Origin of the sequence: Pseudofrankia asymbiotica (assembly GCF_001983105.1) — a bacterium.
In the GTDB taxonomy this organism is placed as follows: Bacteria; Actinomycetota; Actinomycetes; order Frankiales; family Frankiaceae; genus Pseudofrankia; species Pseudofrankia asymbiotica.
On the sequence record NZ_MOMC01000049.1, the window covers coordinates 71,260 to 95,064 of the forward strand.

Annotated in this window: 20 protein-coding genes and 1 pseudogene; 17 read left to right on the top strand and 4 right to left on the bottom strand. The window is 73.6% G+C overall.

Annotated elements, in window-relative coordinates; genetic code table 11:
- Positions 1-13: 13 nt before the first annotated feature.
- Both BL253_RS24230 and BL253_RS24235 read right to left on the bottom strand, forming a co-directional pair.
- Positions 14-1,063, bottom strand: a complete 1,050-nt coding sequence (locus tag BL253_RS24230; RefSeq protein WP_076819408.1) for an alpha-ketoacid dehydrogenase subunit beta — start codon at positions 1,061-1,063, stop codon at positions 14-16.
- Positions 1,051-2,451, bottom strand: a complete 1,401-nt coding sequence (locus BL253_RS24235) for a thiamine pyrophosphate-dependent enzyme (protein ID WP_338013743.1) — start codon at positions 2,449-2,451, stop codon at positions 1,051-1,053. Before BL253_RS24235 ends, BL253_RS24230 begins: the two co-directional genes overlap by 13 nt.
- 323 nt (positions 2,452-2,774) lie before the next feature.
- Between BL253_RS24235 and BL253_RS24240 the strand changes: the two genes are divergently transcribed.
- Entirely contained in the window at positions 2,775-3,689 is a 915-nt protein-coding gene (locus BL253_RS24240; protein ID WP_076819459.1) for an LLM class F420-dependent oxidoreductase, read from the top strand.
- Positions 3,690-3,888: 199 nt separating this feature from the next.
- A complete protein-coding gene (locus BL253_RS24245) occupies positions 3,889-5,334 on the top strand; it encodes a CapA family protein (protein ID WP_338013744.1) in 1,446 nt (481 codons plus the stop codon).
- 96 nt (positions 5,335-5,430) lie between these two features.
- Here BL253_RS24245 and BL253_RS24250 read toward each other — a convergent pair whose 3' ends face one another.
- Positions 5,431-5,907 carry a Fur family transcriptional regulator gene (locus BL253_RS24250; protein WP_241835069.1) on the bottom strand — a complete coding sequence of 159 codons (477 nt, stop codon included), beginning with the start codon at positions 5,905-5,907 and terminating at the stop codon, positions 5,431-5,433.
- 107 nt (positions 5,908-6,014) lie between these two features.
- Here BL253_RS24250 and BL253_RS24255 point away from each other — a divergent pair.
- The 5 genes and pseudogenes from BL253_RS24255 to BL253_RS24275 all read left to right on the top strand — a co-directional run.
- Positions 6,015-6,224: pseudogene (locus tag BL253_RS24255) on the top strand (SCO5389 family protein); the annotation flags it as partial.
- Between the two features lie 232 nt (positions 6,225-6,456).
- The gene (locus BL253_RS42420; protein WP_158230405.1) at positions 6,457-7,287 is read left to right on the top strand and encodes a hypothetical protein; all 831 of its coding nucleotides are present in this window, start codon (positions 6,457-6,459) and stop codon (positions 7,285-7,287) included.
- Between the two features lie 205 nt (positions 7,288-7,492).
- On the top strand, positions 7,493-8,707 hold the full coding sequence (locus BL253_RS24265; protein WP_076819411.1) for a pyridoxal phosphate-dependent aminotransferase: 1,215 nt from the start codon (positions 7,493-7,495) through the stop codon (positions 8,705-8,707).
- 298 nt (positions 8,708-9,005) lie between these two features.
- Complete coding sequence (locus tag BL253_RS24270; RefSeq protein WP_241835070.1) at positions 9,006-10,877, top strand: hypothetical protein; 1,872 nt, start codon at positions 9,006-9,008, stop codon at positions 10,875-10,877.
- Between the two features lie 151 nt (positions 10,878-11,028).
- Positions 11,029-11,388, top strand: a complete 360-nt coding sequence (locus BL253_RS24275; RefSeq protein ID WP_076819412.1) for a hypothetical protein — start codon at positions 11,029-11,031, stop codon at positions 11,386-11,388.
- 80 nt (positions 11,389-11,468) lie between these two features.
- Here BL253_RS24275 and BL253_RS24280 read toward each other — a convergent pair whose 3' ends face one another.
- The gene (locus BL253_RS24280) at positions 11,469-11,822 is read right to left on the bottom strand and encodes a type II toxin-antitoxin system VapB family antitoxin (protein ID WP_076819414.1); all 354 of its coding nucleotides are present in this window, start codon (positions 11,820-11,822) and stop codon (positions 11,469-11,471) included.
- 394 nt (positions 11,823-12,216) lie between these two features.
- Between BL253_RS24280 and BL253_RS24285 the strand changes: the two genes are divergently transcribed.
- The 10 genes from BL253_RS24285 (at position 12,217) to BL253_RS24330 (ending at position 23,766) form a co-directional block, all read left to right on the top strand.
- The gene (locus tag BL253_RS24285; RefSeq protein WP_076819416.1) at positions 12,217-13,236 is read left to right on the top strand and encodes a DUF2470 domain-containing protein; all 1,020 of its coding nucleotides are present in this window, start codon (positions 12,217-12,219) and stop codon (positions 13,234-13,236) included.
- 77 nt (positions 13,237-13,313) lie between these two features.
- The gene (locus BL253_RS24290) at positions 13,314-14,318 is read left to right on the top strand and encodes a metal ABC transporter substrate-binding protein (protein ID WP_081438637.1); all 1,005 of its coding nucleotides are present in this window, start codon (positions 13,314-13,316) and stop codon (positions 14,316-14,318) included.
- A gap of 65 nt (positions 14,319-14,383) precedes the next feature.
- Positions 14,384-15,436 (top strand): metal ABC transporter ATP-binding protein, encoded by a 1,053-nt coding sequence (locus BL253_RS24295; RefSeq protein ID WP_241835071.1) that lies wholly within the window; start codon positions 14,384-14,386, stop codon positions 15,434-15,436.
- 67 nt (positions 15,437-15,503) lie between these two features.
- The gene (locus BL253_RS24300; protein ID WP_241835072.1) at positions 15,504-16,466 is read left to right on the top strand and encodes a metal ABC transporter permease; all 963 of its coding nucleotides are present in this window, start codon (positions 15,504-15,506) and stop codon (positions 16,464-16,466) included.
- Entirely contained in the window at positions 16,463-17,371 is a 909-nt protein-coding gene (locus BL253_RS24305; protein ID WP_076819419.1) for a metal ABC transporter permease, read from the top strand. Before BL253_RS24300 ends, BL253_RS24305 begins: the two co-directional genes overlap by 4 nt.
- Positions 17,372-17,473: 102 nt before the next feature.
- Positions 17,474-18,271 carry a hypothetical protein gene (locus tag BL253_RS24310; RefSeq protein ID WP_076819421.1) on the top strand — a complete coding sequence of 266 codons (798 nt, stop codon included), beginning with the start codon at positions 17,474-17,476 and terminating at the stop codon, positions 18,269-18,271.
- 518 nt (positions 18,272-18,789) lie between these two features.
- Positions 18,790-19,533, top strand: a complete 744-nt coding sequence (locus BL253_RS24315; RefSeq protein WP_076819422.1) for a YcnI family copper-binding membrane protein — start codon at positions 18,790-18,792, stop codon at positions 19,531-19,533.
- Between the two features lie 194 nt (positions 19,534-19,727).
- A complete protein-coding gene (locus BL253_RS24320; RefSeq protein WP_241835073.1) occupies positions 19,728-21,869 on the top strand; it encodes a copper resistance CopC/CopD family protein in 2,142 nt (713 codons plus the stop codon).
- 231 nt (positions 21,870-22,100) lie between these two features.
- Positions 22,101-22,976: an MOSC domain-containing protein gene (locus BL253_RS24325; RefSeq protein ID WP_076819423.1), complete on the top strand. Its 876-nt coding sequence runs from the start codon at positions 22,101-22,103 to the stop codon at positions 22,974-22,976.
- A 142-nt stretch (positions 22,977-23,118) separates the two neighbouring features.
- Positions 23,119-23,766, top strand: coding sequence for a response regulator transcription factor (locus BL253_RS24330; RefSeq protein ID WP_076819425.1), 648 nt, complete (start codon positions 23,119-23,121; stop codon positions 23,764-23,766).
- Positions 23,767-23,805 lie beyond the last annotated feature (39 nt).

The following is a 23,805-nucleotide window of genomic DNA, read 5'->3' on the forward strand; positions in this document are numbered from 1 at the left end:
CTTCCGCGCCGTGTCAGTAGTCGAAGGAGCGGTCGACGGCGTCGAGGATGCGGTCGACGTCGGGGAGGTAGCTGTCCTCCAGCCGTGACGGCGGGTAGGGGGTGTCGAAGCCGGTGACCCGCAGGACCGGCGCCTCCAGGGAGTAGAAGGCCTGTTCGGTCACCCGAGCCGCCACCTCGGCCGACAGCGACACGTTCGACGGCGCCTCGTGGGCGACGACCAGCCGTCCGGTCCGGCGCACGGAGGCGATCACCGGGTCCAGGTCGAGYGGCGACAGCGAACGCAGGTCGATGACCTCGACCGAGCGGCCGTCCTCCGCCTCGGCGACCAGCGCCGCGTCCAGGCAGGTGCGCACCATCGGCCCGTAGCCGACGAGGGTCACGTCCGCCCCGGGCCGCACCACCCGGCTCGTGAACAGCGGCGCCGGGCCGCCCGCGGCCATACCGACGCCGGCGCGGCCCGCCTGGCCCGCCTGGTCCGCGTGGCCGTTCAGGCTGGCCAGGTCGACGGGGTCGACCTCGTCCTTCTCCCAGTAGCGCCGCTTCGGCTCCAGGAAGACGATCGGGTCGTCCGCCGCCACCGCCTGCTGGATCATGATGTGCGCGTCGGCCGGGTTCGAGCAGGTGACCACCTTCAGCCCGGCGGTGTGGCAGAAGTACGCCTCGGGCGACTCGCTGTGATGCTCCACCGCCCCGATGCCGCCGCCGACCGGGATCCTGATCGTCACCGGCATCCGGACGCGCCCGGCCGACCGGTAGTGCAGCTTGGCGAGGTTGCTCACGATCTGGTCGAACGCCGGGTAGACGAAGCCGTCGAACTGGATCTCGCAGACCGGGCGGAAGCCGCGCATCGCCATCCCGATCGCGGTGCCGATGATCGCTGACTCGGCAAGCGGCGTGTCGATCACCCGTTCCTCGCCGAACCGCTCGCGCAGCCCGTCGGTAACGCGAAAGACCCCGCCAAGCTGACCGATGTCCTCGCCCATGATGACGACCTTCGAATCGGCCTCCATCGCCGCGCGCAGGCCGCTGTTGAGCGCGCCGGCCAGGGTCAGCGTGGGCACGATGCCTCCGGTCCTGGAGTCTGCGGGGGCGGTGCGACGGAACGCGCGGCGGCCAGGCTCGCCTCCGGTGGCGACGAGCCCGGTGGCGACGGGGCCCGCGGCACCGAACTCGCCGGCACCGAACTCGCTGGGGCCGAACTCGCTGGGGCCGAGTCCGCCGGTGCCAGGTCCGGACGTGCCGGGCTCGGACGCGCGGCGTGCGCGGACGCCGCGCGCGGTGACGTCGAGGAGGGCGCCGGGGGGTCGTCGCCGGTGCCGAGGAAGTCGGCCAGATCGGCGCGTTCGGCCGCCACGTGCCCGCTCTCGACGACGGTGACGTGGTCGAACATCGACAGCGGCTCCGGGTCTGGGAGCGCCAGGCAACGGCGGCGCAGCTCGGTGGCGGCCTCGTCGGCGCGTGCCGCGATGGCGGCGGCCGCCGCGTCATCCAGAGCGTTCTGGGCTGTCAGGTACGCGCGCACCCTGGCGAGCGGGTCACGCTCGGCCCACCGGGCGACCTCGTCGGCGTCCCGGTACCGGGTCGGGTCGTCGGCGGTGGTGTGCGCGCCCATCCGGTAGGTGACAGCCTCGATGAGCGTCGGGCCCTCGCCGGCGCGGGCGCGGGCCAGCGCCCACCTCGTCACCGCCAGCGTCGCGAGCACGTCGTTGCCGTCGACCCGCACGCCGGGGAAGCCGTGGCCGGCGGCGCGATGGCTGATCGGGACGCGCGACTGCCGGCTGGTCGGCTCGGAGATCGCGTACTGGTTGTTCTGGCAGAAGAAGACGACGGGCGCGTTGAAGACCGCCGCCCAGCCGAACGCCTCGCCCACGTCGCCCTGGCTGGAGGCGCCGTCGCCGAAGTAGGCGATCGTCGCGCACTCGACGGCGCGGCCCTTCGAAGCCTCCGCGGCTGGTTTTTGGCCAGCCCGCCAGCCGTTTTGGCTGGCTTCGCGGCTGACACCCATGGCGTATCCGGTCGCGTGCAGCGTCTGCGAGCCGACGACGATCGCGTAGAGCGCGAAGCCGTGCTCGTTCGGGTCCCAGCCGCCGTGCGCCGTGCCGCGGAAGAGCCCGAGGATCGCGACCGGGTCGACGCCCCGGCAGTAGGCGACTCCATGCTCACGGTAGGACGGGAACGCCATGTCGTCGGGCGCGAGTGCCCGCGCGGAGCCGACCTGGGCTGCCTCCTGACCGCGCAGCGGTGCCCACAGCCCCAGTTCACCCTGGCGCTGCAGGGCGGTGGCCTCCTCGTCGAGGCGACGGACGATGACCATGTCGGCATACATGTCCGACAGGTCCGCCGAGGTCACATCCGCGATGTGCGCCTCGATCTCCTGCGCGCTGATCTCTGGTCCGGCCGCCGCCACCCTTTGTCCGCTCGGTGTGAGCAGCTGCATCAGCTCCGTCACGTTGGCCAACGATAGACCGCGTGGGCGCGTCGGCAAGCCAGCAATCTGTAATCGGATCGATTCGAAAGGTGGTAGTCGTTGCTGCCAGCCCGTTTTATGCCCCGCTGATGGGGCCTTGCCCCGCGCTGGGCCCGACGCTCGGTGGCTTGGCGGCGCGGCTCCCGGGGCGCGGCGTGACTCCAGGAGCAAAAGGGGCGACAGCGGGTTGCCGGGCGATAGGCGCCGGGCGGCTCGGTACGGTGACCGGCGTGAGCGCATCGTCGGAACCCACCTCGCCCGCGTCCGCGTCCCCGCCGTCCGGCTCGCCCGGCCCCTCCGCGCCGGTGTCGCGGCCACTGGTCGATGGCGGGTCACTCGGGCGGGTGGGCATCTGGAGCGGGCAGTTCGACTTCTCGCCGGCCGGTGTCGTCCGGGAGGCGGTGGCCGAGCTCGACGAGCTCGGCTACCCGACGGTCTGGACCGGCGAGGTGAAGGGCCGCGAGGTGCTGGTGACGGCCGGGCTGATGCTCGCCGCCACCAGCCGGATCACCGTTGCCACCGGCATCGCGCAGATCCTCGCCCGCAACCCGCTGACCATGGCGGCCGGCCAGCTGGCGCTGGCTGAGGCATACCCCGGCCGGTTCCTGCTGGGCCTCGGCGTGTCGCACGCCGAGCTGATGCAGATCCGCGGGGCGCCCTATACCAAACCACTTGGCCAGATGGCGGCGTATCTCGACGAGATGGACCGGATGGCCGCCGAGCAGTATCGGGCGGTGCCGCCCGAAGGCACGCCGGTCCGGGTGCTGGCGGCGCTCGGCCCGAAGATGCTGGAGCTCGCCCGTGACCGCGCCGATGGCGCGCACACCTACTTCGTTCCGCCCGAGCACACCGCGGCCGCCCGCAAGACGCTCGGCTCGGGCAAGCTGCTCGTTCCCGAGCAGGCGTTCGTGCTGGACACCGACACCGAGCGAGCCCGGGAGCTCGCCCGCCGGCACACCGGCTCCTACCTGCGGCTGCCGAACTACACCAACAACCTGCGCCGTCACGGGTATGGCGACGACGACTTCGCGAACGCCGGTTCCGACCGGCTGGTCGACATGATCGTGCCGCACGGCGGCCCGGAGGTGCTCGCGCGCCGGATCACCGAGCATCTCGACGCCGGCGCCGACCAGGTGGCCGTGCAGGTGCTCGACTACGACCGCCGCGGCCTGCCCCGCCGCCAGTGGCGTGAACTCGCCCCCGCGCTGCTCGCGCTCTGACAGAGACCGGACTGCGGGGGACGGTTGCTTCGGGGGCGGCACGCATCGGCACAGAGCGGAATATTTTACCCCAGAGTGGATGACCGGGCGTGACCGGCCCACTCGTACGAGCCGACAGTGTGGCCCCGGTCGCATGTGGCACGTAGGTGCTGCCTACCGTGTCCCTGATGGGGGCCAGTACGGGGCGGGGTGAGCGGTGATGCCGGCACGGCCGAGGTCAGGCAGGCTGGGCGGGACCGGCGGGGGCCGGGACGAGGGCCTGAAGGGCCGAGCCGTGACGAGCGGCCGGCCGGGGGCCGCCGTGTCCGCGACGAGGACCCCGGCCGCCGAGGTACCGAAGGGGATGGGCTCGATGGCCGTATCCAGGTACCGGTCCGCCGGCCGCCGCCCCCGGATGCCAAGGATCGCGCTGGCGCTCGCCGCGGTGGGCGCGACGCTGATGGGCTGCGGAGTCCTCGGCGGTGGTGACGATGGTTCGTCGGACGGCCAGGTGCAGGCCGGCGCGCTCGGCCAGCCGGGCGCACCCGCCACGACGGCGCCGCCCGTCACGTCCGTGCCCCCGGGCGGAGCGCAACGAGCGCCCACGGGTGAGCCGGTGACCCTGGAGTTCGCCGGCGACGTGCACTTCGCCGGCTCGTCGGTGGCCGGGCTCACCTCTCTCGGCCCGATCATCCCCACACTGACGGCGGCCGACCTCACCGTGCTCAACCTGGAGACGGCCATCACCACCGGCGGCGAGCCGGCGTCGAAGGCGTTCACCTTCCGGGCGCCGGCGCAGGCGTTCACGTCGCTGCGGGCCGCGGGCGTCGACGTCGTGAACGTGGCGAACAACCACGGCATGGACTACGGCCCGACCGGCCTTCAGGACACGCTGCGCGCCGCCCAGGCGGCGAACTTCCCCGTGGTGGGGATCGGGCAGGACGACACCCAGGCGTTCAAGCCGTACCGAACCGAGATCAAGGGCCAGCGGATCGCCGTGATCGGGGCGACCCGGGTGCTCGACGACGAGCTCGCCGCCGCGTGGACCGCGGGGCCGGGCAAGCCGGGGCTCGCCTCCGCCAAGGACCTGCCCAAGCTGCTGGCGGCGGTGCGCGCGGCGCGGGCCGACTCCGACACGGTCGTGGTGTTCCTCCACTGGGGGGTGGAGATGCRCAGCTGCGCGGGTGAGGACCAGACCGGCATCGTGCCCGCCCTGGTGGACGCGGGCGCCGACGTCATCGTCGGCTCGCACGCCCACGTTCTCGAGGGCGGCGGCTGGCATCCGTCGGGCGCCTTCGTGGACTACGGGCTCGGCAACTTCGTCTTCTACGCGTCCGGCGTGAGCGCCACCACGGAGAGCGGCGTACTGCGGCTGACCGTCCAGGGCCGGGCGGTGACCCAGGCCCAGTGGGTGCCGGCGCGCATCGTCGGTGGCCTGCCCCGGCCGGCCACCGGGTCCGACGCCCAGGCGATCCTCGCGTCCAAGGGCGGACTGCAGGACTGCGCCGGGCTGAACCCCAACCCGCCGACCTGGGGCGCCGTCCCTGGCGCCGGCCAGGGCGGGGCGGCCAGCGGCGCGACCGGCCCCGCCAGCGGCCAGACGGTGACCACCCCGACCGGTCAGGCCGTGGCCACGCCCACCGCACCTTCCCCACCGACTGGCTAGATCGAGACAACAGCCACATCGGCACGCCCGGCCCTCCGCACCCGAAGCCAGTCGGCGGGGACCCCGCGGCCGAATCGGTGCGGAAAACCGGGCTGGTCAGCAGTCGGCGCAGCGGCCGTAGATCTCCAGGGTGTGCGCGACGTCGGTGAAGCCCTCGGCGGCGGCGACCTGCTCGGTCCAGCGCTCGATCTCGGGGCCCGCGACCTCGACGGCGTGCCCACACTCGCGGCACACCAGATGATGGTGGTGCGAGCCGGTCGCGCAGCGGCGGTAGACCGTCTCGCCGTCGTCCAGGCGCAGCACGTCGACCTCGCCGCGGTCGGCGAGCACCTGCAGATGCCGGTAGACGGTCGTGAGACCGACCGGCTGGCCGTCGGCGCGCAGCCGGGCATGCAGCTCCTGCGCGCTGGTGAACGCGTTGGTCGCCGCGAGCGCCGCCGAGACGGCGTCGCCCTGGCGGGTGGACCGCGTCGTCGTGCCGCGGCCGGGCAGGCCACGACCAGCCGGGACGGTCACGCGGCCGTCCGGTTCGTCGCTCGCGCGATCGCGGTTCGCGGTGGGCACGCCCTCCATTTTCTCATCTCCAGAGCTACGGGGGATCGGGCTGGACGGACAGCGGGGTCCGGTGGACCCTCTCCTCCTAACGGTATTGACAACGGTTTTCATTTCACTCACGATACGACGCCGYGTTCGGCCAGTTGCTGCGCGCCTTCGCGAGCACGTCGATCCGCGGTGCGCTGGAACGGCGCTTCGGCGTCGCGCTCGCCTTCCAGAACTGTCACCGGGTGGGCGCCTTCCCGCCCGCCGGGCGCGCGGGTGACGCCTACCTCCGGTTCATCTCGCCAGAGTCACAGATTCGCAACCAACGCCCTGACCTCGTCAACTGCTGAGCCTGCGCGCCACCTTGCGCGGCGGCGGGGGTGCCAACGGTGCACCCCCGCCAAAGGCTGACCTAACTGGCGATATCGTCCAACCGAAAGCTTCCTCCACCGAGGCGCGAATCCCGGCCCCCGAGACGCGGCGCCTGGTCGCGGCGGGGCCGGCGGGTGCGCCCGCCTGGCCAGGTGTGGTGTGGCGGGGCGGCACCGTTGCGTGGCGCCAGGAGGTCAAGGAGGACGAGGGATGGTACGCGCCCGGACAGGGTCGCGAGCGGGCGTGCGCGCCGACGGGGAGCCGAACCAGATCTGGGTCCGCTTCGCGATCGCCGGCGCCGCGCTCATCGCGGTCGCCGGGGTGCTGACCACCTGCACCGACGGACAGTCGTCCGGCTCGACCAGCTCTCCCGACAGCGTGTACGCCGCCTCGACCGTGAGCGACGACGTGATCGCCCGTTGGTATGACGGGACGCGCGACATCCGTCAGCGGATCGCCGGCGACGTCGCGGAGATCCGCGCGCGCCTCTCGGCTCAGGACGGCCACGCGCTGCGCCCGGCCTGCACCACGCTCGCCGACGATGTGACCGAGGCCAGGGCACTCACGTCCGGCCCGGACACCGCCGCGCAGAACCTCTTCGACGCCGGCCTCGACGGCTACGGCGACGGCGTCACCGCCTGCGGGAACCTCTTCGACGGCACCCAGCTGAGTGTCGAGGTGCTCCAGGGGCAGATCAGGAAGGGGCTCACCACCGGCGACGAGCAGTGGGCCGCGCTCGCGACCCGGCTCTCGCTGCCGATGGCCACCGCCGCGGCGGCTCCCCCGACCGAGACGGCGGCGAGCGGCCCGTCGACCACGGGGACGCCCGGCGCGCCCGCCTCCACGCCTGGCACGACCAGGCCGACGGCCGTCCGCACGACCCCGCCGCCAGCGGCGACGAGGACCGCTCCGCCGCCCGCGACCACCACTCCGGCTCCGCCGCCCGCGACCACGGCGAGCCCCGCCGCGTCGACACCGCCCGTGGACGTGACCACCACGCCGACGAAGCCCTCCCTGCCCACGTTCCCCGGCGGGGACTGACCCGCGCCGCCGGACCGCGTCGCGACGAGACGGATGGTTACGGAAAGTAACTGATCGTCGCGTCATGGGCTCGAACGGTGGGTGAGGCGTACCGCCGCGAACACGCAGGTACGGGCGACTCATCCCCCACTCGGCCGGGGTGGGGGTGTCTGGCGCGGCCACCGGGCGTGCATAACCAGTGGACGACATGCCTACCCTGGATGGCATGGAGTTCACCCAGTCCGACAAGCTCGCCGGCGTCTGTTACGACGTCCGAGGTCCCATCCTCGACGAGGCGATTCGGATGGAGGCCGCTGGGGAGCGGATCCTGAAACTGAACATCGGCAACCCGGCTTCGTTCGGCTTCTCGACCCCACCCGAGGTTCTCGCGTCCGTGACCGCGAACCTCGCAAGCGCCCAGGGCTACAGCGACTCCAAGGGACTTCCCGCGGCGCSCGTCGCCGTCGCCGAGTACCACCGTCGCAAGGGTCTGGTGGGCGTCGGCCCGGACGACGTGTACCTGGGCAACGGCGTCTCTGAAATGATCATGATGTCGTTRCAGGCGCTGCTCAACAACGGCGACGAGGTGCTTCTGCCGGCCCCGGACTACCCGCTGTGGACGGCCGTGGTGAGCCTCTGCGGCGGCACACCGGTGCACTACCTCTGCGACGAGTCCGCGGGCTGGATGCCCGACCTGGAGGACGTCGCCGCCAGGATCACTCCGCGCACCAGGGCGATCGTACTGATCAACCCGAACAACCCGACCGGCGCCGTCTATGACCGCGCGACGGTCGAGTCGCTGGTGGAGCTGGCCCGTCAGCACAGCCTGATGGTCTTCTCCGATGAGATCTACGACCGGGTTCTCTACGACGACGCGGAGCACGTCTCGGCCGCGGCGCTCGCTCCCGACCTGGTCTGCGTGACGTTCAACGGCCTGTCCAAGGCCTATCTGCTCGCCGGGTTCCGCGCCGGCTGGATGGTGGTCTCCGGCCCTCGTGAGCACGCCTCCAGCTACATCGAGGGCCTGAACATCCTCGCGAACATGCGGCTGTGCGCGAACGTGCCCGGTCAGTACGCCGTCGTGGCCGCCCTGGCCAACGACGAGGGCGCCGGCGAGCTCGTGCTTCCCGGCGGCCGGCTGCGTGAACAGCGCGACACCGTGGTGAAGCTGCTGAACGACATTCCCGGGGTGTCCTGCGTGCCGCCGCGCGGCGCTCTCTACGCGTTCCCGCGGTTGGACCCCGACGTGTACGCGATCCGCGACGACGAACGGCTCGTTCTCGACCTGCTGCGGGCGGAGAACATCCTGCTGGTCCAGGGCACCGGCTTCCATTGGGCGAAGCCCGACCATGTCCGCGTCGTCACCCTGCCGGGCGTCGACGAGCTCACCGCCGCGATCGGCCGCATCGATCACTTCCTGTCGACCTACCAGCAGATCTGAGTGGTGGGCGAGGGGGCTCGCGGTGCCGCTGTCCACATGACCAGGCGAGATTTCCACAGCCATGGGCGTCCTGTGGACAAGAGCTGTGGATAACTCGCCCCCAACTGTGGACGCCGGGGCTGACGACCGCAACGTGCCGCTACTCGGCGTCGCCGGTGCGGACCCCGTCGAAGGTAGATCATCGGTGCCAGCGGACGCGGATCTCGCTGAAGGTGCCGATCTCGCCGAAGGCGCGAGGCCGGAGACGCGGGCGGACGCCAGGCGGGCGCAGCGGCACCGACGACCCATGGACATCGCCGTGCCAGTGGCGCTCGCCAGCGCCGTCGCCGCCGCGTTAGGCACGCTGCACGTCCTGTTGGGCCGCCCGTTCTGGTACGACGAGATCTGGCGGCCGCACTTTCTCGCCGAGCCACCGGCGACGTTCTGGCCGGAGCTCGCGCACGCGAACACCCCGTCGGCGCTCGGCTGGGCGGTGCTCACCCGGCTCGTCGGCGACCTGGCCGGCTGGCACGCCTGGGCGTTGCGCGTGCCCGAGCTGGTCGCGCTGGTCCTGCTCCCGGCCGTCGTCTACGCCTTCACCCGGCGGTTCGCCGGCGTGGTCGCGGCCGGCCTCGCGGGGGCGTCGGTGGGGCTGTCCGGGGTGATCGTCGACCTGGGTACCCAGCTCAAGCCGTACTCGGTCGAGGCGCTCGCCTCCGTCGCCATCGTCTGGCTGTGGACGGCTGCACGCCCACGGACTGGACGCCCACGGACTGGAYACTCACGACCAGCGACACCGCCGTCCCCCGCTGGCGACCCGACCAGCGGGGCCGCTCCGGACGTCCAGGACCCCCCGGCCGCGCCGGGGCAGGCCCTGCTCGCGCGTACCGCGGCGGGACTCGTCGCGCTCTTCTCGGTGCCGGCCGCCTTCCTGGTCATTCCGCTGGCCGCCGCCGATGTGCTGACGGCCGGACGGGGGGCTCGGCGCCGGCTGACCGCGGCGCTCGTGGCGGCGCCCGCGCTGGCGATCTGCGGGCTGCACACCCTGGTGTTCGTCGGCCACCAGTCCAGCCAGCGAGCCAGCCGGTTCTGGGACACCCAGTTCCTCGCGGGCCGTGGCCCGCTCGACGCGATCCGGTTCGTCGCGGGTGAGGCGGTCCGGATCCTCGGCGGCGCGCCGACCGGCATCGACCGCTACGACCCGAACCTGGTGCACCCGGCGACGGACACCACCTTCGTCGCCGGCTGGCTCATCGCCCCCGCCGCCGGGGTCGCCTTCGCCGTCGGGGCCGTCGCGCTGGCACGCCGCCGCGACGGGCGCGATCTGATCGTCGCGGTCGTCGGCGCTCTGCTGCTCGCGCTCGCCGCCAGCGCCGGCCGCTACTGGCCATTCGGTGCCAACCGCACCAACCTGTTCCTCGTCCCGCTGCTGGTCGTCGTCGTCGCCACCGGCGCCGACCGCCTCGCCCGCCGCCTTGCCCGCGCTGTCGTCCGCCGCCCCGCGGCCACCGACCGGCGCCGCCATCCCGCCGCCGGGGCGGTGGTGCTGGTAGGCCGGGTGCTCCTGGCGGGCGGGCTCGCCGTGCTCGCCGTGACACCGGTGGCGTCCGCGAGCGCGTTGGCGCCGCTGTGGCGGGAGCGCGCCGAGATCCGACCGGTGGCGCTGATGGTCGACGCGACGACACAGGCACGCCGGCTCTACCAGCCGGGTGATGTCGTCGTCGTCGGTGGCCGGCTGGCCCGCCCCGGGTGGCTGTACGCGATGAACGTCAGTGACGACGATGCCTACCTGCCGCCGCCCCGGATTTCCCAGCAGACATCTTCGATCGCCGACCTCCCAGATCGGCTCCGCCGATCCGGCAGGGACCCTGCCGGCGATCGAACAGGGACCCCGGGCGACGCGAGCTCGGCTAAGCCGGCGGGGACCCCGGGCGCGCCGTCCCGGGTCGGCCCTCGCCTGCCTCAGGGCTCGACGGTCTTCCTCACCCAGGTCGGCGCCGGCGAGGGACGCGCGGCGTTGGCGGCGCGCCAGGGCCCGGCCCCGAGCCGCGTGCTGCTGTTCGTCCTCGTCTACGATCGCTCGGGCACGCGGGCGGAGCTGGCCGACCTGCGTGCTGTGGGCTGGTGCCCGTCGGAAGCCTTCGACTTTCCGAACACGGGAACCCTGAACGTCCTGACGCACTGCCCGTAGTGCCAGGAGGACGCTGCGCGGCGGACTGGGCGGTACGGCCGGCCCGTGGACCGTCTCGTCCACGTCCGCCCGGCGGCGAAGCGCCCCACGCCTCGCCGCATCGGGGGGCATGCCCCGAAATCTGCGGTGATGCCCGTAGGCTCCCGGTCTTGTGAGCCCCGTCCTCGCCTCGTCTCGAGCAGGGAACTTCGTCCGTTCGCTGTTGATCATCGGGCTGATGGTGATCATATTCCGGGAGCTCTACCTACTGTGGATCTTCCATACCCCGGCCTGGACGTCGCGTCCCCCGGAGATCAAGTACTGCGGCTCCTACTACGAGCAGCGTGAAAATCCGCCAGACGTCTCCACGGCCGAGATGAACAGGCTCGCCGGTGGCCGCGTGAAGCAGATCATGCGTTCGCCGGTGCTGCGCCCGATCGCCGCCTACCGCCCCGCGAAGGCCTGCCCGCGCTACGTCTTCGCCAAAGTCGACGAAGACCGCTTCGTCGTCTACACCTTCCCCAGCAAGTAAGCCGTGCAGGCGCTGGCCGCGGCGAGGTCGCCGGAGCGCRCCGCCCGGACGGAGCGAACCGGCAACACAGCGAACCAGTTTCAGATCGCGGGACGGGGTGCCCCGCTGGAGTCGGTGGGGGAAGYGGGGGCCTCGCGTGCTGGGGTGACGGTGTAGACGCGGGCGTGGATGGATGTGCGCTGCTGCAGGGCGGCTCGTACCGCGCGGTGCAGGCCGTCCTCGAGGTAGAGGGTTCCCTCCCATTCGACGACGTGCGGGAACAGGTCGCCGTAGAAGGTGGAGGCCTCATCCAGCAGCAGGTCCAGTGCGAGGACCCGCTTCGTGGTCACCAGTTGGTCGAGCCGGACCTGGCGGGGCGGGATCTTCGCCCAGTCGCGCTGGCCGAGCCCGTGGTCGGGGTACGGGCGACTGTCCCCGACCAGCTTGAAGATCACCTGAACCTCCTTGCCGTGCCGTCAGCGTTCACGCCACGGACCTACTCCCAACGCCTCGCCACCCGGACGGCACCGGACCGCGTGGCCACTCGCCAGCCCCGGGTCGGCCGGTCGTTCCAGCCTAGAATCCTCCGTCCGCGCCCCGGAGCACTACCAGTGTCCGGCCCGTAGTTGSTCGGACCTTGAGACACGCGGGCCCTGTTGGCGTCGGGTAGTTGTCAACGCGCCCCGCCGTCGCGCCGGCGATCCGCGYGAGACGCCCATCACACTCTCCTCCCGTCGGTTGTCCGGTTGGGGGCCGGTGTCGCCGTCCGTCCGACTGGCCGGGGCCTTTGCTTGACGGGGAGGCCGCAGGCTACTTAAGTAAGCCTTACCTGACGACAGGAGGAACCCGATGCCAGCGGAGGAACCGGACGAGGCGATGGCCCGCGACGCGGTCCGTGCCCGCACCGTCCTGGCCGGCGCCCGGCACGCGCTGCTGACCCTGCTGGGACCGCGGGTGCGAGGCTGGACCGGCCTGATCGACGATGGCGGCGAACCGGTTCTGCTGGTCGGTGCCGACAGTCCGCCCACGCGCGCGGCCGCCGCCGGCTCGGCGCGCCGCTGCCGCCTCGACGTCCCCGGCGCCTCGGGCGAACGGCTCGTGCTCGCCGGGCAGCTGCGGACCGTGCCGGGCAGCGCCGAGCAGGTGGCCCGCCGGATCGCCGGGCCCGGCCTGACGGTCGAGGTGCCGGAGTGCGGCGGCAGCGAACTCGCGGCGGTTGCGCTGTCGGTCGACGAGGTGCTGCTGTGCCTGCCCAGCGCGGCCGCGCCGGGGGCGCGCCGGGGATGGCTCCACCGCGTTCACCGCGCCGCCGGAGGTGTGGCTAGCGGTGCGCGCAGCGGTGCCCTCGGCCAGGGCGCCGAGCCGCGATGGCCGTCGACGGCGAGCGGCCGACGGATCGACCTGGCCGCCTACGCGCTCGCCGAGCCGGACCTGATCGCCGCGTACGCGCCCGACCTCGTGGAGCACCTGAACGTCGCGCACGGCGACCAGCTGCGCCGGATCGCCGTTCACGGCCGGCCCGTCGCGGCGCCCGCGCCGAGGCCGTCGCGGACGGCGGGCGCGCTCGGGAGCGCGGCCGCGGCGGTGGACAGCATGGGTTCGGCCGCGGGCGCGGGCGGCGCCCTCGGCCTGGGCGGCGTCGCGGGCGGGAGTGGCGAGGCGGAGCCGGCGTGGACCAGGCGGCCCGCGGACCCGACGGACCTGTCCGCCGTCGCCGCGGTCGCGGTCGGCGACCTCGACCGCACCGGCCTGACGCTGTGGCAGGTCGGCCAGGACGGCGCGGACGAACTGCGCGTCACCTTCCGTCAGCCGCTCACCGAGCCGCGCTCGCTGGGCCTGGAGCTTCGCCGCCTGCTCTCGGACGACTAGCGGAGGGCGACTGGCGGAGACGCGGACGCCGGGTACCGTGTTTGACAGCGGTATCCGAAACGGTTTTCATTACGGGCATGCGCCCTCATGAGGACCGGACGCCCGCGCGCCGGTCCGCCATGCCCTGGAAGAACCGCCCGAGGGCCCTGGCGGCGGCCGGCGCGCTTGTCGCGCTCGGCTTCGCCACCTCGGCGCTGCTCGCCGGCTGCGGCTCCGCCGGCGACGGCGACAGCACCGGCGACGCCCACGACGGAAAGCTGCGGGTGGTCGCCACGACCACCCAGGCCGGCGACTTCAGCCGGGTGATCGGCGGTGACCTCGTCAAGGTCACCCAGCTGGTCAAGCCAAATGTCGACCCACACGACTACGAGCCGTCGCCGGCCGACCTGGACGCCATCGCCACTGCCGGCGTCCTGGTCACCAATGGTGTCAAGCTGGAGTCCTGGCTCGACGACGCGGTCTCGGCGGCCGGGTTCGAGGGCACCCGGGTGGTGATGGCCGACGGCGTGACCCTGYGCACCGGCACCGGTGGCGAGGCGGGCGAGCGCGACCCGCACATCTGGCATGACCCGCGCAATACCAAGATCATGGTGGCCGACGTCGAGCGAGGCCTCGCGCAGGCCGATCCGGCGCACGCCGCGGCCTACCGCGCGAATCTGGCCACCTACTCGGCGGCGCTCGACGCGCTCGACCGCCGTCAGGCCGCCGCGTTCGCGACGATCCCGCCTGAGCGCCGGCTGCTGGTCACCAACCATGACGCCTTCGGCTACTACGCGGCCCGCTACGGGATCACCTACGTCGGCTCGATCATCCCGAGCTTCGACACCTCGGCGGAGCTTTCCGGACGGGCCATCCAGGAGATCGTCGCGAAGATCCGGGCGACCAGGGTCAAGGCGGTGTTCTCGGAGTCCTCGCTGTCTCCGAAGACCGCCGAGACGATCGGACATGAGGCGGGCGTCACGGTGATCGCCGGTGAGGGCTCGCTGTACGCCGACTCGCTCGGCCCGGCCGGGTCCGCCGGCGAGACCTATCTGAAGGCCGAGCAGCACAACACCGACGTCATCGTCGGAGCGCTCCGTTGAGGCGGGGTGGCTTCGGGGCGGGCCGGCGGCTGTCGCCTGGTGGCCGACCGCATACCGTGGCCGTCATGAGTTCCGACGCGCGGCCCGCCTCGGCGTCCCCGCTGAGCCCGTCGCTCGTGACGCCGCGGTTCGGGCTGGCCGCGCTCGATGACCGCGAGGCGCCGCCGGTTGCCGCCGGACAGATGACCATGGCCGCGCCGGCCGCTGTGGCGGGGCCGGCCGCCGGGGCGGGACTGGCCGCGGTGGCGCGGGTTGCCGGCGGCGGCCGCTCCGCGTCGCGCGGGGAGCGGGACGCGCGGACCGGGCCAGCCGCGGGGGCGCGGACCGCCGAGGCCGCTCTGCCCGTCGAGCCGGCCGCCGCGGGAGTACCGGACGCGCTGGTGCTCGCGGAGGCGACCGTCGCCTATGGCCGCACCCCGGCGCTGGAGCGCGTGAGCGGCCGGGTGCCGGCCGGGCGCACGGTCGCGTTGATCGGCCCGAACGGCGCCGGCAAGTCGACGCTGATCAAGGCGGTGCTGGGCCTGGTCCCGGTGGTGTCCGGCTCGGTCACCGTGCTGGGCCAGACGCCGTCCCGGGCCCGCCGCGAGGTCGGCTACGTTCCTCAGGCGGACACCCTGGACGCCGACTTCCCGGTCTCCGTCGCGCAGGTGGTGTTGATGGGCCGCTACCGGCGGATCGGCTGGGTGCGCCGGCCGGGCGCCGACGACCGGGCCGCCGCGCAGGAGGCGCTCGCGGCGGTCGGGCTCGAGCACCGCGCCCGCGACCGGTTCGGGACGTTGTCCGGCGGGCAGCGCCAGCGGGTCCTGCTGGCCAGGGCCATCTCGGCGCAGCCGCGGCTGCTGCTGCTCGACGAACCGTTCAACGGCGTCGACACCGTCTCGCAGGACGCCCTGCTCGCGGCGCTCGCGCGCCTGACCGCCGCGGGTACCGCCGTGGTGATCTCGACCCATGACCTGGCGCTGGCGCACCTGGCCTGCGATGACGTCTGCCTGCTCAACCGGCATCAGTTCGCGTTCGGGCCGCCGGCGGCGACCCTCACCCCCGAGCTGCTGCGCGCCACCTACGGCGGTGCCGCGGTGGAGCTGGGCGCCCACGGCGTCATCGTGGCCCGCCCATGAGCTCGACCCGTCGCCGCCTCGCGGCCCGGGCCGCGAGGCGGGAAGGCGTCGGGACGGGCGCGGCACGATGACACAGCTGCTGGTGGCACCGTTCGAGCGGCCCTACCTCACCCGGGCGCTCGTCGAGCTGTTGCTGCTCGGCGGGGTCGCGGCCGTCGTGGGGGTGTTCGTGCTGCTGCGTCGGCTCGCGTTCCTGACCGACGCGCTCACCCACACCGTCTTCCCGGGCGTCGTCGTCGGTTTCCTGCTCGGCGGGCAGTCGGGAATCTTTCCGGGCGCCCTGGTGGTCGCCTGTGTCGCCGCCGGGCTGTTCACCCTGCTCGCCGCCACCCGCCGGGTCGGAGAGGACGCGGCGCTCGCGATCCTGCTCACCGGGTTCTTCGCGATCGGCGTCGTGCTGGTCTCGCGGCGTTCGTCGTACACGGCAGACCTGACGGCGTTCCTGTTCGGCCGGGTGCTGACGGTGCGTGTCTCCGACATCGTCGCGACGGCCGTCGTCGCGGCGTTCGTACTCGTGATCCTGGCGGTTCTGCGCAAGGAACTGCTGCTGGTCGCGTTCGACCCGGAGTCGGCCCGGGCCGCGGGGTACCGAGTGGCCGCACTCGACCTGGCGCTCAATCTCGCGATCGCGCTGGTCGTCGTCGCCGCGGTGCGCGCGGTCGGCACGGTCCTCGTGATCGCGCTGGTCGTGGTCCCGGCGGCGGCCGCGCGGCTGCTCTCCGACCGTCTCATCGTGATCGTCGCCGTCGCCGCGACCCTGGGGATGGCGAGCGGCTGGCTCGGTCTGCTGGTCAGCTACCGGATCTCGGTGGATCACGGCATCCGGCTCGCGACCGGCGCGACCGTCGTGCTCGTCCTCGTCGCGGCCTACCTCCTCGCGCTCGCGGCCGCCGCCGTGCGTGCTCGCCTGCGCCCGCGACACCAACGAGGAGCTGAAGGCCGCCAGCGGGCCTCCGTCGCCACGCTCCCGCCTGGCGACCCCCGCGGCGCGGCGGATCCCGGCACCGAGATCGGCCTGGGCACGCGATGAGGCTGTGGGAGACCCTCGGTGACGGCTACACCCGCCGCGCGCTGGCCGAGGCCGTGCTGGTCGGCATCCTCTGCGGTGCCGTCGGGGTGCACGTGGTCCTGCGGCGGCTGAGCTTCCTGACCACGGCGCTCACCCACGCGACGTTCCCCGGCGTCGTCATCGCCGCGCTGCTGGGCGTGCACCTCGTCCTCGGCGCGGGACTTTTCGGCCTGCTCGTCGTCGGCGTGGTCGCGGCCGTCTCGGGGGCGCGCGGCGGGAGTGGCGGGGGCGGTTCCCTGCCCTCGGCCGCTCCGGCCGGCCGCGGCGGGCGTGACCTGTCCAGCGTCACGGGTGTCGTCCTGTCCGGCGGGTTCGCGCTCGGCGTCGCCCTGATGTCCGCCCAGGATGGGTTCACCAAGGATCTGACGGCCTTCCTGGTCGGCTCGATCCTCACCGTCGGCACGACGGACCTCGCCATCACCGCCGGCGCCGCCGCCGTCGTCCTCACGGTGCTGGTCGCGCTGCGCAAGGAGCTGCTGCTCGGCGCGTTCGACCCGACCGCGCTCTGGGCCGCCGGCTACCCGGCGCGGCTGCTCGACCTGGTGGTGCTGCTCGTGGTCGAGGTGACGGTCGTGACCACGGTGCCCGCCGTCGGCACGATCATGGCGATCGCGCTGGTCGTCGGCCCGGCGGCGACCGCGCGGCTGTGGTGCGCGCGCACCGGCCCGATGACCGCCCTGTCGATGGCCCTCGGCGTCGCCGCGAGTGTCATCGGTCTCGCGGTGAGCGCCCAGTGGGACGTCGCCGCCGGCGGCGCCATCGTGCTCACCATCRCCGCCCTCTTCGCCTTCTCGCTGCTTCTCGCGCCCCGTGCTCATCTCGCCAGCCCGCGCTCCCCGGCCGCGGAGCCCGCCGCGGCCGGCTGAGACGTGGTCCGGCGTGGTCCGCCGGCCCGGTGGGACAGCTGACGTCCACCTGACTGCGTGAGCAATAGTGGTGAACGCTGGGGATATGGCAGAGTCACGGTCGTGACGATCGGTCGGAGCCGCCCGCGCCGGCCACCCGGCGCGACCGGCCCGGGGCGGCCCAGGCCGACCGGTTCCCTGGCCTCCGCTTCCCTGGACTCCGCGGACTCCGCGGAGTCCGCGGAGTCCGCGGACGGGCATCCCGCGGCGCCGGGAGTCCGGCTCGCCAGGGCGGTCGTCGCCGGCGGGGCCTCGACGAGCCTCGCGGTCGCCGCGCACACCGCCGCCGCCGGTGGCACCCCGCCCGACGCCGCGTTGGTCGCCGCCGGGGGCGCGCTGTTGATCCGGCTGGCCTACGGCCTGGCCGGGCGTCACCGCGGCCTGCTGACGGTGCTCGCCACACTGGCCGGCTCCCAGTTCGGGCTGCACGTCGCCTTCGTCCTGAGCGGCCACCGGGCCGCGAACCCGGAGCATCACCATGTGGTGGCCCCGGCGGAGCTGCTCGCCTACGGCGGCGAGCACTACGGCACGGGCGCCGGATTCATGATCCTCGCTCACCTGGCCGCGGTCGTCATCACTGGCGCGCTGCTGCACCGGGCCGAGGAACCACTGTGGGCCGCGGCGGCGCTGCGGGTCACGTTGCGCCACCTGACAGCGCGGGTCCTCGGACCGCTGGCCGACGCCGTGGCCCGGCTGCGGTCTCTGCTCGCGCTGATGATCGCGGGCCTTCCGCCGGCGATGGTCGTCGGGGTGACCGCCTGGGCGGCAGCGCCGCCGGTGCCGCCACGGGACATCCCGGTCGGTCGGACGGCCCGGCGGCGCGGCCCGCCGGCGCCATGCCTCGCCCCGACACCCGTCTGACCTCCCGTACCTCGTCGTCCAGTTCACGCACGTTCAGTTCACGCACGTCCAGCTCCGATGCCTGAGCGGCCTCCGACCGCGCGAGCGGCATGTCCGCGCTGGTCCCCGCGCGGGGCCCGCCGACTGACCGCCGAGTGGCGGGGTGCTGGACGTGCTGGTGCGTGCTGAGCCTCACCCGGCCAACGGGTGGGACGAGCCGCCGGACGACGCCACCCATCCCCTCGGCTGACGCCGGGTGAGGTCGGAACCGGCCGGTCGCGAAGCCGCCCACCCTGTGGACAGGGAGACGACGGCCGGGTGCTGGGCGGCGTGTGTCACGACGAGGCGCGTCCACGACCGGGCGAACCCGCCGCCGCCACGCGGCGGAGCGGGGCGACCGGCGGTGCCTCCTCCACCACCCGTAAGCCCCGTGGGCGACCGGGCCCATGAGCGACCGTCCAGGCGAGACCGCCGCGACGGTTCGGGCGACGGGTGGCCTCCCCTCCCAACTTCTCGTCCACCTGTGTGGAAGGACCACGATGTCCCGAACCATGTCCCGGGCCGTCCGGGCCGGCGGCGTGCTCGCCGCCGGAACCATCGCCCTCGTCGCGACGGCCCTGCCAGCCTCGGCGCATGTCACCGTCGCCCCGGCCAGCGCGCCCGCCGGCGGCTACACGACGCTGGCGTTCAAGGTGCCGACCGAGAGCGACACCACGTCGACCACCAAGCTCGACGTCGCGTTCCCCACCGACGCGCCCATCGCCTCGGTGAGCGTGCAGCCGAAGGCGGGCTGGACCTACGAGGTCCACAAGGGCAAGCCACCCAAGCCGGTGGTGACCGACGACGGTGACCAGATCAACGAGGTCGTCACCGAGATCATCTGGACCGCCKCCGACGGCGCGCCGGGGATCAAGCCCGGCGAGTTCGACACCTTCGTCGTCTCGGCCGGCCCGCTGCCCGAGGGCGTCGCGTCGATCCCCTTCAAGGCGCTGCAGACCTACTCGGACGGCGAGATCGTGCGCTGGGTCGAGACGAGCGCCGCGGGGCAGCCGGAGCCGGAGCACCCGGCCCCGACCCTGACGCTGACCAAGGCGGCGCAGGACACGGACCAGGGCGCCACGACGGCCGCCACGCCCGTGGCCTCGTCGGTCTCGTCGGCCTCGTTGTCGGACGACACGGCTCGTGGGCTCGGGATCGCCGGGCTGGTCGTCGGCGTTCTCGGGCTCGCGGCGGCGGGCTTCGCCCTCGCCACGTCCCGGCGCCGCGCCGGCACGGGAGGCTGACGCACGCGCGTGGCCTGTCCGCCCGGTGGAACGGTCTCCGGGCGGACAGGCCCAGCCTCGTCCGCGGTCGCTCCACCCCGAGTCGATCGGAAAGGCTCATCGGCGCCCTGCGCCCCACCGCCGACGGGATCGGGACCAACCCATGCTTGGGCAAGAACGCCGCTGGGCGCGGTGACAGGAAGAGACTGAACGTTATGAGCGGTAAGACCGGCATCACGACGGACTCGCCGGGTTTCTCCCGAGGGCTGGCGCCGGGCGCGGCGGCCGACGAGCCTACGACGCCCTCGGAGATCTCCGGTGCCGCCGCGGTCCGCCGGCGCCGGCGCCGGATCGCGGCGGCGGGGCGCCGTCGTCGCCGGGCCGGGACCTTGCTGGCGCTGACGCTGGCCGCCGCGCTGGCCGTCGTGGGCGGCGCGGCCTCGCCGGCGTGGGCGCACGCCATCCTGGAACGGGCCACGCCGGCCGGCGGCACCGCCGTCGCCACCGCGCCGGCGAACGTCACGCTGGGCTTCAGCGAGGCCGTCCGCAGCGACGCGAACGCGATCCGTGTGATCGACACGCATGGCACCCGGGTGGACACCGGCGGCGCGCACAGCGGCGCACACGCCTCCGAGGTGACCGTGGCCCTCAAGCCGGGGTTGCCGAAGGGGACCTACCTGGTCAGCTGGCGAGTCGTCTCCGCTGACAGCCATCCGATCGCGGGCGGCTACGCGTTCGGGATCGGCGAGCCGCCGGCCGCCGGCGCCGCGGCGGCGGCGAGCGCCACCCCGAAGGGGTCGGCCCTCACCGGGTTCACCTTCGGTCTCGCGCGGCTGGTCGCGTTCGCCGGGACGGCGCTGCTGCTCGGCGCCGTGTTCTTCCTGGCGACGCTCTGGCCGGGTGGCCTGCGCCGCCGCGCGCCGCGGCTGCTGATCGCCGGCGGCTGGGTGGCGGTGTTCGTGGGGTCCGTCGCCTGTCTGCTCCTGCAGGGGATCTACGCCTCGGGGCTGGGGCTTTCGGCGCTGGCGCGCTGGGATCCGCTCGGGGCCACGCTCGGGGACCGGTACGGCCGGCTGACCCTGATTCGACTGCTGGCCCTGCTGCTAGCTCTTCCGCTGCTGCGAGGACTGGTCTCGTCCCCCGCGGACGACGCCACGGACAGCTCGCCTCCCGCTGCCGCGGGGCGGCCCTCGCGCTGGGTGATGGCCGAGCTCGGCGGCCTCGCCGTCGCGGTCGCCGCGACGACGGCGCTCGTCGGGCACGCGGGCGCGGGCTCGTGGTCCTGGCTCGCCGCCAGCAGCCTGACGGTGCACCTGCTCGCCATGTCGATCTGGCTGGGAGGCCTGGCCGTGCTCGCCGCCGGGTTCCTGGACCGGCGTGCCTCGCCGGCCGCGACGGCGAGGGGTCAGGGCGAATCGGCCGGCTGGGCCTCCGCTGTCGAGCGGGGGAGCGCCGGCGGGACGGACGAGGAGGCCGACCTCGCCGCCGCCCGTGCCTACCTGGACGAGCAGGGCGCCGAGGCCGTACCGGTGCCGGCGGCCCGGGCCTCGGAGCTCGCCGCGGTACTCCCACGCTGGTCGCGGACGGCGATGGCGGCGGTCGCCGCGATCGTGGTCAGCGGCACCTACCAGACCTGGCGCGAGGTCGGCACGCTGCCGGCCCTGTTCGACACCGACTACGGGCGACTGCTGCTCTACAAGCTCTGGTTCGTGCTGGCGATGCTCGGGATCGGCTACGTCTCCCAGCGCTGGGTCAGGCGGCACTACCGGCCGGTCGCGCTGGCCATGACGGCCGAGACGGATCCGGTGGGCCGCGGCGTGGCCCATCGCCGCGCCGCGGGCGGCGACCCGGACGGCGCCAAGGGGGCCGACGCGCCCGACGCACCCGACGGCGACGACTCCGGCCGGGAGGTCACCGTCGGAGCACTCGCCGCGCTGCGGCGCGGGGTGATCGCCGAGGCGGTGATCGCGATCGCGGTGCTGGCCGTGACCGCCGTGCTGATCAACCGCGTCCCCGCCCGGTCCTCCTACGCTCCGCCGTTCCACACGACAACCGTCGCCGGGCCACTCACGGTCGACGTGCGGGTGTCGCCCACCCGGATTGGCCTGGAGAGCGTCGAGATCACGGTGCGCGACCCGCAGGGACAGCCGCAACGGCTGGTCGAGGCGTCGGTGACGCTGTCGCTGCCGGCGGCCCAGGTCGGCCCRCTCGACGTACCGGTGGTCGCGGGTGGCACCGGGGTCCTGGTCGCCCAGGACGCTCAGGTCCCGCTTCCCGGCGACTGGCGCATGACGGTCACCTTGCGGATCAACGACTTCGACCAGTACTCCACCACCGTTACCTACCGTGTCCGCTGACTGTGAGTGCGCCGGCCGGCCGTTGGCGGGGCGGGCGTTGGCGGGGCGGTGAGAGAGACCGGACCGCCGAGACCCACCGCGATCCGCCGAGACCTACAGTGAAGAGCCACCGTGCGCCGGGTGCCACCGGGCAGGCGCGCCGTCGGCCGGGTAGCTCTCGCGAAGGCCGCGCCATCGTCGTGCGACCTTGGGTTGGCGGACGGGAAGGGTTGCGGACGAGGGAGCGAGTAGATGGGTGTTTCGGCTGATCCGCGGGTAGCCGAGCTCTACCGGTACCCGGTGAAGGGGCTGTCCGCCGAGCCGCTCAGTCAGGTCGCGCTGAGCGCCGACGAGGGCGTCCCCGGCGATCGTCTGTTCGCGTTCGCGTTGCCCGACACCGACTTCGACGAGGACCATCCGGCGGCGCTGCACAAGACGCGGTTCCTGATGCTGCAGCGCGACGAGGCGCTCGCCCGCGTCCGCACGAGCTACGACCCGGCCACCGGCCGGCTCGGCGTCGACGACGGCGCCGAGCGCTGGTCGGCGGACCTTGGCACCGCGGCCGGACGACGCGCCGTCGAGGAGTACTTCGGCGGGCTCGCCGCCCCGACCGCCGGCACATCCGGCGCCCCCCACCTGGCCGATGAGACGGCCGGCACGAACGGCGCCGACGCGCCCGGGACGGGTGGCGGCGGCGGGCTGCCCCGACTGGTCGAGGCCCGCGCCGGGCACCGGTTCACTGACGCGGGGCCGGGCGGGCCGGACCTGATGCGCGCGGTGTCCGTCATCAACCTGGCATCCGTGCGCGACCTCGCCGAGCGGGTCGGCCAGTCGGTCCACCCGCTGCGGTTTCGGGCGAACATCTACATCGACGGTATCCCGGCCTGGGCCGAGCGCGACTGGGTCGACAGGGACTTCGCCCTGGGCCCGGTTCGGGCCCGGGGGCTCTCCGTCACCCGGCGCTGCGCCGCGACCACCGTCAACCCGGATACCGCGGAGCGTGACCTCAAGGTCGTCAAGGAGCTTTCCGCTCACTACGGTCACACCGAATGCGGCATCTATGTCCAGGTGCGCGTCCCGGGCATGGTGCGCCCCGGGGATTCGGTGACACCGCCCGCCTCCGGTTAGCGCCGCGTCACCCGCGCCGGACATCCGGCAACGACCCCGCTGAAAGGCCGCGCGACAATGGCTGAGCCTCGCGTGGCCGAAGGCACGCCAGCAGACGCGTCGCGACGGCTTGCCGACGATGGACCAAGGACCAGGAGGACCCGTGCGGGTCGTGATCGCCGAGGACTCGGTGCTGCTGCGGGAAGGGCTGTCCCGGCTGCTGACCGACGCGGGCTGTGAGATCGTCGCGGCGGTCGGTGACGGACCCGCCCTGGTCGAGGCGATCGCCACCCACCGCCCGGACGTCTCCGTCGTCGACGTGCGGATGCCGCCGTCGCACCGCGACGAGGGGCTGCGGGCCGCGATCACGGCCCGCTCCACCGTGCCGGGCTCGCCGGTGCTGGTGCTCAGCCAGTACGTCGAGAAGCAGTACGCCGCCGAACTGCTCGCCGACGGCGCCGGCAGTATCGGCTACCTGCTCAAGGACCGCGTCGCCGATGTCCGGGAGTTCGTCGAGGCCGTCCGCCGGGTGGCCTCGGGCGGCACCGTGATGGATCCCGAGGTGGTCGCGCAGCTCCTCGTCCGCACCCGGCGCGACGACCCGATGGCCTCCCTGACCCCGCGTGAGCGCGAGGTGCTGCGGCTGATGGCCGAGGGCCGCTCCAACGCGGCGATCGCCGGCGAGCTGGTGGTGAGCGCCGGCGCCGTCGAGAAACACATCTCGAACGTCTTCTCCAAGCTGGGCCTGGAGGCCTCCGGCAGCGACCACCGCCGCGTGCTCGCCGTCCTCACCTACCTGCGCGAGTCCTAGCCCCGAGCGCGTCCCCGGTCGCGCTCAGACCGGAGGCGC